The following is a 9,600-nucleotide window of genomic DNA, read 5'->3' as shown; positions in this document are numbered from 1 at the left end:
ACCCACTCCCCCGGAGGCTCCCGTGAAGCATGACCGGCCCCGTTCCGTCGCCGTGATCGGCAGTGGCGTCGCGGGCCTCACCGCGGCCCACGTCCTCGCCCGCCGCGACCGCGTCACCCTGTTCGAAGCCGACGCGCGTCTCGGCGGCCACGCCCACACCCACGACGTCGACCTCGGGAACGGGGTGCGGGTGCCCGTGGACACCGGGTTCATCGTGCACAACGACCGCACCTATCCGACGTTGCTGCGACTGTTCGACGAACTGGGCGTCGCCACGCAGGACACCGACATGTCGATGTCCATCCGGTCCGACGCGACCGGACTCGAATACGCGGGCGCAAAGGGTCTGCCCGGTCTGTTCCCCGGCCTGCGCTCGCTGACCCGCCCCCGCTACCTGCACATGCTCGGCGAGGTCGTCCGGTTCCATCGCCTCGCCCGTGCCCTGCTCGCCGAGAGCGGTGACCCCGGAGACGTCACGCTCGCGGAATTCCTCGCCCGGCATCGCTTTTCGCGGTACTTCGAGGAACACTTCATGACGCCGCTGGTCGCGGCGGTCTGGTCGTGCGATCCGGCGCAGGCCACCCGCTATCCGGCACGCTATCTGTTCACCTTTCTCGAACACCACGGCATGCTCACCGTCTTCGGATCACCGACGTGGCGCACCGTGACGGGTGGCTCGGCCCGCTACGTCGAGAAGATCGCCGCCGGGCTCGACGAAGTGCTCGTCCACACCCCCGTGCACCACGTCGAACGCACCGGCGACGGTGTCCGCGTGGTCGCCGGGGACGGGGACGCACGCGCCTTCGACGCCGCGGTCATCGCGACACACCCCCGGCACGCCCTGGCGATGCTCGCCCGTCCCACCACCCTCGAGCAGCAGGTTCTCGGCGCGATGCCGTACTCCGTCAACCACGCCCAGCTGCACACCGACACGTCGCTGCTGCCCCGCGCCGAACGCGCCCGGGCGTCGTGGAACTATCTGATCCCCCGCGACGGCGACGGCAGCGGCTCGGTGGTCGTCACCTACGACATGAGCCGGCTGATGCGGATCTCCACCGTCACCGATCGGCGTTTCCTCGTCACGCTCGGCGGCGCCGACCGCGTCGACCCGGACAAGGTGATCGCCGAGATGACCTACGAACACCCGTTGTACACACCGGAATCGGTGGCAGCGCAGCAGCGTCTTGCGGAACTCGGCAGCGACACACTCGCTTTCGCCGGCGCTTATCACGGTTGGGGATTCCACGAGGACGGCGCGCGTTCCGGCGTCGAGGCGGCACGTCGTCTCGGTGTCGAATGGGACAGCGCCCCCACGAAGTTCCCGCACGCCGAGGCGGAGGTGCTCGCGCCATGACCACCCCGTCGCTCTACCGGACCCGGATCCGGCACACCCGCCACGCCCCGATCCGGCACGGCTTCGAATACCGCAGCTACAGCTGGTTCGTCGACCTCGACGACCTCCCCCGGCTCCCGCTGTGGTTGCGGCCCTTCGCGCGTTTCGACCCCGCCGACCATTTCGACGATCCGCAGCCGCGGGCGACACTGCGCGACGCCCTCGACGCCTACCTCGCGGACCGCGGCATCGACCTGCGCGGCGGGCGGGTGACCGCCCTGCTCAACGCCCGGGTGCTCGGCTACGTGTTCAACCCGCTGAGCCTGTTCTGGTGCCACGACGACACGGGCGCTCTCGTGTGCGTGGTCGCCGAGGTGCACAACACGTACGGCGGCCGCCACTGTTACCTGGTGCGCACCGACGCCACGGGTCGCGCCGAGGTCGACAAGGCGTTCTACGTCTCCCCGTTCAATCCCGTCGACGGCCGCTACCACCTGTCCGTCCCGGAACCGGGGAACGAGCTGAAGGTGGCGGTCATCCTGCACCGGAACGGGTCGATCCCGTTCACCGCGACGATGCGAGGCCGGGCACAACGGGCGACCGCCGCCACCGTCGCGGTCGCACAGCTCACCGATCCTCTTGCGCCGCTGTTGGTCTCGGCCCGTATCCGACGGCAGGGCATCGCCCTGTGGCTGCGCAGACTGCCCCTCGTCCCCCGGCCCACCGGCCACCGTCTCCTGGAGGAAGTCCGATGACCGCACCGGAACTCGACGACACCGCACCCGCCGTGAACGCGCAGCGTTGGCCCGACATCGCCGGCGTCCGCGCCGACCGGCACGCACGGGTGGCCGGTACGGTCGCCGACCGCCTGTTCCGCCGCGCCGCGTCCCGGCTGGATGTGCGCGTGGAATATCCCGACGGCACCGTGGTCGGTGCCGCAGCGCGGGGGCGGATCCTGCCGCGCATGATCATCCGCCGGCCCGAGGCATTCGCCCGGCGCCTCGGGACCGCGGGGCTCATCGGATTCGGCGAGGCCTACATGGCCGGGGACTGGGCGGCACCCGACCCGGTCGCGGTGCTCACCCCCTTCGCGGCCGAGGTCGACCGGTTGATCCCCCGCCCGCTGCAGCGACTGCGCCGCCTGTTCGTCGCCGGCCACCCTGCCGCGGAACGCAACTCGGAGAAGAACACCCGCTCGAACATCTCCCGCCACTACGACCTGTCCAACGACCTGTTCGAATCGTTCCTCGACGAAACCCTGACCTATTCGAGCGCCCTGTTCGACGAATTCCCGGCCCGCTGGGACGACCTCGCACAGGCACAGAGGCGCAAGATCGACCGCCTGCTCGACGCCGCGCGCGTCGGCCCCGGCACACGTCTTCTCGAAGTCGGCACGGGCTGGGGAGAGCTGAGCCTGCGGGCGGCGCAGCGCGGGGCGCAGGTCCGATCGGTGACGCTGTCGAGCGAACAGCAGGAACTCGCGCGCCTCCGCATCGCCGAGGCCGGGCTCGGCGACGCGGTGCAGATCGATCTGCTCGACTACCGCGCGATCGACGGCGAGTACGACGCCATCGTGTCGGTGGAGATGATCGAGGCCGTCGGTTACGACTATTGGCCCACCTACTTCCGCGTCCTCGACCGGCTGCTGCGTCCCGGCGGGCGCGTCGCCCTGCAGGCGATCACCATGCCGCACGAGCGGATGCTGGCGACCCGCGACACCTACACGTGGATCCACAAGTACGTCTTCCCCGGCGGGCTGCTGCCGTCCACCGAGGCGATCGAGACGATCACCCGGGACCACACGTCGCTGCGCACCGTCGACCGTCTCGGCTTCGGTGAGCACTACGCCGAGACGCTGCGGTTGTGGCGCGAACGGTTCACCGCGAAAAGCGACCGGGTCACGGCGCTCGGATTCGACGCGACCTTCCGCCGGATGTGGGATTTTTATCTCGCCTACTCGGAGGCCGGTTTCCGCTCCGGCTACCTCGACGTCCAGCACATCGTTCTCGCGAAGGAGGCCCGGCCGTGAGCGCCTGGAGCAGTTTCCTCACCGTCACGCTGGTCAGCCTTGCCGGGCTCGCGGTCCTGCAAGCGGCCACGTTCGCCGTCGGGCGCCGGATCGGCCGGTACAACGTCGTCGACGTCGCGTGGGGCGCGGGCTTCGTGTACGTCGCCGCGGTCGCGGCGGCGCTCGGCAGCGGCGACCCGGTCCGCCGTGTGCTGCTGCTCGTGCTCGTCGCCCTGTGGGGTGTGCGGCTGACCTGGCACATGCACCGCAAGTCCGCGGGCAAGGGCGAGGACCCGCGGTACACGGCTCTGCTGAACCGGGCCGGCGGCGCCTCCGTCGGCAACGGGGCGAGCGAAGCGACGGGAATCGCGATCGTGGTGCGGAAGATCTTCGTCACCCAGGGAGCCGCGCAGTGGTTCGTCTCCCTGCCGATCCAGGTGTCCGCGGTCGCCGGACCCACCCGCGGTCTCGGCACGGTCGCGCTGGTCGCCGGTGTGGTGCTGTGGGCTGTGGGGTTCGTGTTCGAGGCGGTCGGCGACCGGCAGCTGCGCGCGTTCAAGGCCGACCCCGCCAACCGCGGCCGGATCATGGATCGTGGGCTGTGGGCGTGGACCCGTCATCCGAACTACTTCGGTGACGCCACGGTGTGGTGGGGCCTGTGGCTGATCGCCGCGAGCGTGTGGCCGGGTGTGCTCACCGTCGCCTCGCCCGCGATCATGACGTACTTCCTGGTGTACGCCACCGGTGCGCGGCTACTGGAGCGCTCGATGTCGCAGCGCCCGGGCTACCCCGAGTACCAGCAGCGCACCTCGTACTTCCTTCCGCGGCCCCCGCGCCGCGCGCTCGACGGAGCTGAGAGTCATGTTCGCCCCCGCGCCACCGGTTGACCCCGCACGCTTCCGTCGCCGAAGCGAGTTGAGCTGCCCGATTCGCCCAGCTAGGCTTTCCGGCGATGAGCGGACACGGCCGATGACGGACGTCGGCGGCGGCACCGACACACTCGACGGACTCCTCGCGAAGATCGCGACGGAGGACCGGTCGGCCTTTGCCGAGTTCTACGACCTCACGCGCGCCCGTGCCTACGGCATGGTGCTGCGGGTGCTGCGCGATCCGGGATACAGCGAGGAAACGCTGCAGGAGGTCTACCTGCAGGTGTGGCGCACGGCCTCCGGGTTCGATCCCTCTCAGGGTTCGGCGCTGTCGTGGCTGATCACCCTGGCCCACCGCCGGGCGGTCGACCGGGTCCGTTCCGAACAGTCCGGCGCCGACCGGGAGGCCCGCTACGGGGCCCTGTCCACGGAGGCGGCCTTCGACGCGGTGAGCGAGGAGGTGGTGCGCCGCGACGACACGCAGCAGGTCGCGGACTGCCTCGGCACGCTCACCGATCTGCAGCGACAGTCGGTCGAGCTCGCGTACTACAACGGCCTGACCTACCGGGAGGTGTCGGAACAGTTGTCCGCCTCGCTCCCGACCGTCAAATCGAGAATCAGGGACGGATTGCTCCGTCTGCGGAATTGCCTTGGGGGTGAGCAGCGATGACGAACAGCACCCATGCCGATTTCGGCGGTGACGACCTTCTCGATCTCGCCGCGGTCTACGCCCTCGACGCGGTTTCGGATTCCGAACGCGACGAGATCGACGCGCGCGTCGCCGCCGCCGGCCCCGAGGTGGCCGCCGAATTCGAGCGGGAGGTCCGGGAGGTCCGGGCGGCGATGGCGCAGGTCTCCGCCGTCGGCGCCGTGGAACCACCCGAACGGGTCCGGCAACGTCTGCTCGAAACCATCGACACCACAGGCACTTCCGCGCCGGAGGCGACGTCTCGGCCGATTTCGCTCGAGCAGTACCGCAATCGGCGTCGGATCGTGGGTCCGCCAGGACGTCACCCCTCCCCCGACGTCCGCGCAGATCCTCGCGGCCGACGACGTGCGCACGACGTCGGGCTCCATCGAGGGCGGCGGCACCGCGACCGTCGTCTACTCGAAGGAGGTCGACGCCGGGGTCCTGGTGATGAACAACGTGACCCCGCCGAGCGAGGGCACCGTCTACCAGATGTGGCTGATCAGCCCCGAAGGCATGACCTCCGCCGGCACCATGACCCCCGACGACGTCGCCCCGTCGACGACGGCCGTGCTCGACGACCTCTCCGGCGCAACCGCATTGGGCTTCAGTGTCGAACCGACCGGCGGCTCCACCCAGCCGTCGAGCATCTTCGCCGAACTGCCGTTGACCTGATCCGGAGCCATCCGCGCGGTATCCGCGCGCCGGGAAGTCACCGGCACGCGGCATGCATCGCGCTCTTGTCTCGGCCGTCGGCGGCTGCTGGTCAGGGAGTCAGGACGCTGCGCGGCGGGCAGGCAGGACCCATCGGTCCGACCGGCACCCAGTCGAAGGCTCTGCGTTCTCCGTGCCGCTTCAACCAGAACTCGTCGCGAATCTTGGCGACGGTCGACGTCCAGCTGAGAGCTTCCTTCAAACCCTGGACACGGAACCACTCCTGCGTACCGGCCGACAGCTCTTGGACGAAGTCGCCGGGCTGTTGCATCGCCATGCCGGCGTATCTGGAATACGCTCCCCTGCTGTCCTTTCCGACGAACACATCAGGGTAGAGCTCACAGGCCAGCTCCCCAAGCGACTTGATGCGATGCGACGCCCGCACCGCGAACTCCACGGTCCGCTTGTCCCTTCGCAGCGATGCCCAGTCGACGTCGGGACGCACGAGCGGACCGGGCCCGGCCACAGGAGCCCACCGACGCTGGGTTCGCTGCTCGAGCCGCTTCGCAGCCCTGCGATCGCCGGACAACACCTCGATCCAGTCGACTGCGAGCTCGATCGCCTCGTCCTCGACGACGAAGACCGCGTCGTCGTCCACCGAACGGATCCCGGCGGGAATGTGTGCTTCGTCCACCACAGCCTGGGCGGTCGTGAAGACCCGTCCCATTTCGTCGACGAAGAGATCGGGGTGGACCTCACACGCCGCCACCCCGGTCGACGTGACCCGGTGAGTGACCTTGACCTCGAACACCATTTACCGCAAATCCTTTTCTGTCCTCCCCGGATAGGGTCCCCCCCGGGTACAGGAATTCGACGCCGGACACGCGGCCATCCCCTCGAGCCGCGCGACGCGAAGACAGCAGCGCGCGGCATACATCGCGCTGCTGTCTTGCCTGTCAGCGGTTGCGGGCGCACGACGGCAGCGGTCCACAGATCACAACAACCCGTGCTCGTGCGCGTAGGCCGCGGCCGCGGTGCGGGAGGTGACGTCGAGCTTCGTGAAGATGTTGCTCAGGTGCCGGGCCACCGTCTTCTCGCTCAGCACCAGCCGCTCGGCGATCTCCGGATTGCTGCAGCCGGTGGCGACGAGGCGAAGCACCTCGACCTCGCGTTCCGTCAGCCCGCCCGGCAGACCGTGCCGCAGCATCCGGTCGACATCCCGTCCGTCCGGTACGGCACCCAACCGGTCGAATATCCCACGGGCCGCGGTCAATTCCGCCCGAGCCGAGTACTCGTCGCCGATCTCCCGGACAGCGGTCCCGACGAGCACCCGCGACCGGGCGGCTTCGTAGGGTGCGTCGAGGTCCGTCCAGATCCGGCAGGCGTCCCGTGCGGAGCGGAGCGCGGATTCCGTTTCACCCGAAGCGAGTTCGACGATCCCGCAGGCGTACGCGGCCATCGCCCGCAACCCGATGCACCCGAATCCGGCGGACAGCTCCGTCAGTTCCCGGGCGGCGGTGCGTGCCTCGTCGATCTGGTGCCCGCCGGTCAGCACTTCCACGGCGGCCGGTAGCAACCGCGATCGCCGCACGGGATCCGGGGTTTCCGCGAGAAGCCTGCGGACCGCCGCGACAGCCTGGGATGTTCTCCCCCGGCACGACCACAGGAGAGCGAGACCCGGTTGGGGTTCGTAGCCGAGAACGGATGCTTCGGTGAACGCGGCCTCGGCCCCGTCGTACTCGCCTCGGATCCGTAGCACGTCGCCCTGTTCGGCCAGCGCGAGCCCGGCAGCTCCCGGGGTTCCGGTTTCCGTGTATCTCTGTGCAGCATGGGCGAATTCGTCGATCGCTTCCGGGAATGCCCCGTGCAATCGCAGGATCTGCCCGCGGTGGACCGCACACTGGCCGGTGAACGGGACCAGGGACGGCTGGGCTTCGCACCACCTGGTCAGGGCGGACGTCCACGACTCGGCCCGGACGAAGTCGGCCACCTCCTGGCAGGCCTCGATCATGGAGCAGTAGATCATTCCCGCGACGATCGGTGACACCTCGGAAGCCGCGACCCCGACCATCGCCTCGTCGAGCAGATCGAGCCCCTCGGGCACGTGCCCGGAATACATCAGCATGCGCCCTCTGCCCATCAGGCCCAACGCGATCAGGTCGGCGTTCCCGCTGCGGGACCCGGCGTCGCTCATCCGGTTCGCGGCGACCTCCGCACCGGCGATATCGCCGCCCGCGAGGTGTCGATGCATCTCGAACAACGAGAGGAAGCCCGTCGCCACGTCGTCGGACCGGTCCCCCAGCAGGCGCTGCGCCCTCGCGACCCAGCCACCGGCCACGGCCATCTCCCCGCGCAGGCTCAGCACGAGGCACAACCAGCAGGCGAACCGAACCGCGCCGAGCGGGTTGCACTGCCGCACCTCGGCCGCATAGCCGCGCTGGAACGCGCGGACGGCGGCGTCGACTTCGCCGGAGAGAAAGGCCGCAGTGGCCAGGTCGTCGAGGTCCCCGGCGTCGAGGGTGCCGGCGCAGGATAGCCGGTCGAACGCTACGGCCCATTCGCGGCGTTCGAACGCCTCGCGTGCCCGCGCCAGATCCTCCACGATGCCCATCGCGTGTCCTCCATTTCGGAGGATACGCGCGGTGGGGTCAGGCAGCGGCGGGTTGCGAAGCCGCCTCGGCGCGACGCGCACTGATCGTCCGGGCCAGGAACTCGGCGTCGTAGCCGACACCCGGCAGGACCATCGACCCGAATCCGTACTGGAACGAGAGCCCGCAGAAGTACAGACCCGGTGCGTCCGCGACCACGCCTCGCATTTCCTTCGGCCAGCCGTCGTCGCCGAAAACGGGCAGATCGATCCAGTCGAACACCTGACGGAAGCCGGTGCACCACACCACATTTGTCACATCGGCGACGGTTCCGTCGGCGAGCAACGGAAGGCCGTCGCGGACACCCACGACCCGGTCGGGCACGCGCGTGACACCGCGGTCACGGAGATCCTGCCGCTTGACCCGGATCATCGGCCCACCGTGGAATCGGATCTCGGCCATCACCTTGCGCCCGATCGGGGTCCGCCGCGTGAGCACATGCTTGGCGACGAACACCATGACGGGGAAGACCACCCGGAACCCCGGGCTTTCCGGACGCACCGGGAGCTGGCCGCAATCCCGGCCGCAGAGGATCGTGGGATGGCTCGCGGCGACCTCGTAGGCGATGTCGGTGCCCGAGTGGGAGGCGCCGACGACGAGGACCGGACCGGGCCTGAGCTGCGCGGGACGGCGGTACTCGCTCGAGTGGAGCTGCCGGATGGACGGATCGAGGTCGACGGCGAAGTCCGGCAGCTTCGGTGTGCGGCCGAAGGTGCCGGTGGCGACGACGACGTTTTCGGCGGTGATCCTCCGGTCCCCGCAGTCGAGGACGTAGCCGTCGTCCGAGGCGGAGAGCCGCTCGACCCGGGTGCGCATGCGGACCGGCAGCTCGAACGTCTCGGCGTACGAGTTCAGGTAGGCGGCGACGTCGTCCTTGCCGGGGAACGTCCACGGCCCACCCGGAAAGCGCAGTCCCGGCAGACTGTCGTATTTCGTCGGGGTGTACAGCCGGAGGGTGTCCCACTGGTTGCGCCAGTGGTCCCCGATGTGGTCGCTCGCATCGATGATCAGGAACGGCCGCCCCCGGCGACGGAGGTGGTAACCCGTGGACAGACCGGCCTGGCCTGCTCCGATGATGACGGTTTCGACATGTTCGGTGGTCATGGGAACCTCCGCGTGAGTACTGCTGTGAACGTCTCTCACGCTAGGAGCGCAGGCCGATCCGCCGCCTCGGGCGAATTACCCAACTCCCGACCGGGCGGATGGGTAGATCATCCGGCCGGAGCTACCGACGCGCCGAGAAGACAGCAGCGCGCGGCATGCATCGCGCTCCTGTCTAGGCCGTCAGCGGCTAGAGGCACGCTACGACGGACGGGTGCCGACCACCACGGTGGCGTCGTGCTCCTCCGAAACCCGAACTGTCGCAGCGAGACCGACTTCGGTGAAGGTCGCGATCGCAG

8 protein-coding genes and 1 pseudogene are annotated in these 9,600 nt (G+C 69.3%); 6 read left to right on the top strand and 3 right to left on the bottom strand.

From position 1 onward, the window contains the following. Positions 1-22: 22 nt before the first annotated feature. The 6 genes and pseudogenes from I0Q12_RS13265 (at position 23) to I0Q12_RS13240 (ending at position 5,573) form a co-directional block, all read left to right on the top strand. Entirely contained in the window at positions 23-1,354 is a 1,332-nt protein-coding gene (locus I0Q12_RS13265; RefSeq protein ID WP_197252360.1) for an NAD(P)/FAD-dependent oxidoreductase, read from the top strand. Continuing rightward, the gene (locus I0Q12_RS13260) at positions 1,351-2,088 is read left to right on the top strand and encodes a DUF1365 domain-containing protein (protein ID WP_197252359.1); all 738 of its coding nucleotides are present in this window, start codon (positions 1,351-1,353) and stop codon (positions 2,086-2,088) included. Before I0Q12_RS13265 ends, I0Q12_RS13260 begins: the two co-directional genes overlap by 4 nt. Then, positions 2,085-3,362: a class I SAM-dependent methyltransferase gene (locus tag I0Q12_RS13255; RefSeq protein WP_197252358.1), complete on the top strand. Its 1,278-nt coding sequence runs from the start codon at positions 2,085-2,087 to the stop codon at positions 3,360-3,362. The genes I0Q12_RS13260 and I0Q12_RS13255 overlap by 4 nt, the downstream gene beginning before the upstream one ends. Then, entirely contained in the window at positions 3,359-4,228 is an 870-nt protein-coding gene (locus I0Q12_RS13250; protein WP_197252357.1) for a DUF1295 domain-containing protein, read from the top strand. The genes I0Q12_RS13255 and I0Q12_RS13250 overlap by 4 nt, the downstream gene beginning before the upstream one ends. 82 nt (positions 4,229-4,310) lie before the next feature. Next, positions 4,311-4,880, top strand: coding sequence for a sigma-70 family RNA polymerase sigma factor (locus tag I0Q12_RS13245; RefSeq protein WP_197252356.1), 570 nt, complete (start codon positions 4,311-4,313; stop codon positions 4,878-4,880). Continuing rightward, a pseudogene (locus tag I0Q12_RS13240) lies at positions 4,877-5,573 on the top strand (anti-sigma factor domain-containing protein). Before I0Q12_RS13245 ends, I0Q12_RS13240 begins: the two are co-directional and overlap by 4 nt. Before the next feature lie 91 nt (positions 5,574-5,664). Here the strand turns inward: I0Q12_RS13240 and I0Q12_RS13235 are convergent. From I0Q12_RS13235 to I0Q12_RS13225, 3 genes are all read right to left on the bottom strand, one after another. Next, positions 5,665-6,366 (bottom strand): hypothetical protein, encoded by a 702-nt coding sequence (locus I0Q12_RS13235; RefSeq protein WP_197252354.1) that lies wholly within the window; start codon positions 6,364-6,366, stop codon positions 5,665-5,667. Between the two features lie 180 nt (positions 6,367-6,546). After that, on the bottom strand, positions 6,547-8,163 hold the full coding sequence (locus I0Q12_RS13230) for a helix-turn-helix transcriptional regulator (protein ID WP_197252353.1): 1,617 nt from the start codon (positions 8,161-8,163) through the stop codon (positions 6,547-6,549). A 37-nt stretch (positions 8,164-8,200) separates the two neighbouring features. Then, on the bottom strand, positions 8,201-9,304 hold the full coding sequence (locus tag I0Q12_RS13225; RefSeq protein ID WP_197252352.1) for an NAD(P)/FAD-dependent oxidoreductase: 1,104 nt from the start codon (positions 9,302-9,304) through the stop codon (positions 8,201-8,203). Positions 9,305-9,600 lie beyond the last annotated feature (296 nt).

Origin of the sequence: Rhodococcus sp. CX (assembly GCF_015865005.1) — a bacterium.
In the GTDB taxonomy this organism is placed as follows: domain Bacteria; phylum Actinomycetota; class Actinomycetes; order Mycobacteriales; family Mycobacteriaceae; genus Rhodococcus.
Note: the sequence above shows the minus strand (reverse complement) of the source record. Positions and strands in the feature narration are given on the sequence as shown.

Bases quoted from the DNA above. Each gene is read 5' to 3' on its own strand.
- I0Q12_RS13260 (WP_197252359.1), top strand. From the start codon at position 1,351: ATGACCACCCCGTCGCTCTACCGGACCCGGATCCGGCACACCCGCCAC.
- I0Q12_RS13255 (WP_197252358.1), top strand. From the start codon at position 2,085: ATGACCGCACCGGAACTCGACGACACCGCACCCGCCGTGAACGCGCAG.
- I0Q12_RS13245 (WP_197252356.1), top strand. From the start codon at position 4,311: ATGACGGACGTCGGCGGCGGCACCGACACACTCGACGGACTCCTCGCG.
- I0Q12_RS13235 (WP_197252354.1), bottom strand. From the start codon at position 6,366: ATGGTGTTCGAGGTCAAGGTCACTCACCGGGTCACGTCGACCGGGGTG.
- I0Q12_RS13230 (WP_197252353.1), bottom strand. From the start codon at position 8,163: ATGGGCATCGTGGAGGATCTGGCGCGGGCACGCGAGGCGTTCGAACGC.
- I0Q12_RS13225 (WP_197252352.1), bottom strand. From the start codon at position 9,304: ATGACCACCGAACATGTCGAAACCGTCATCATCGGAGCAGGCCAGGCC.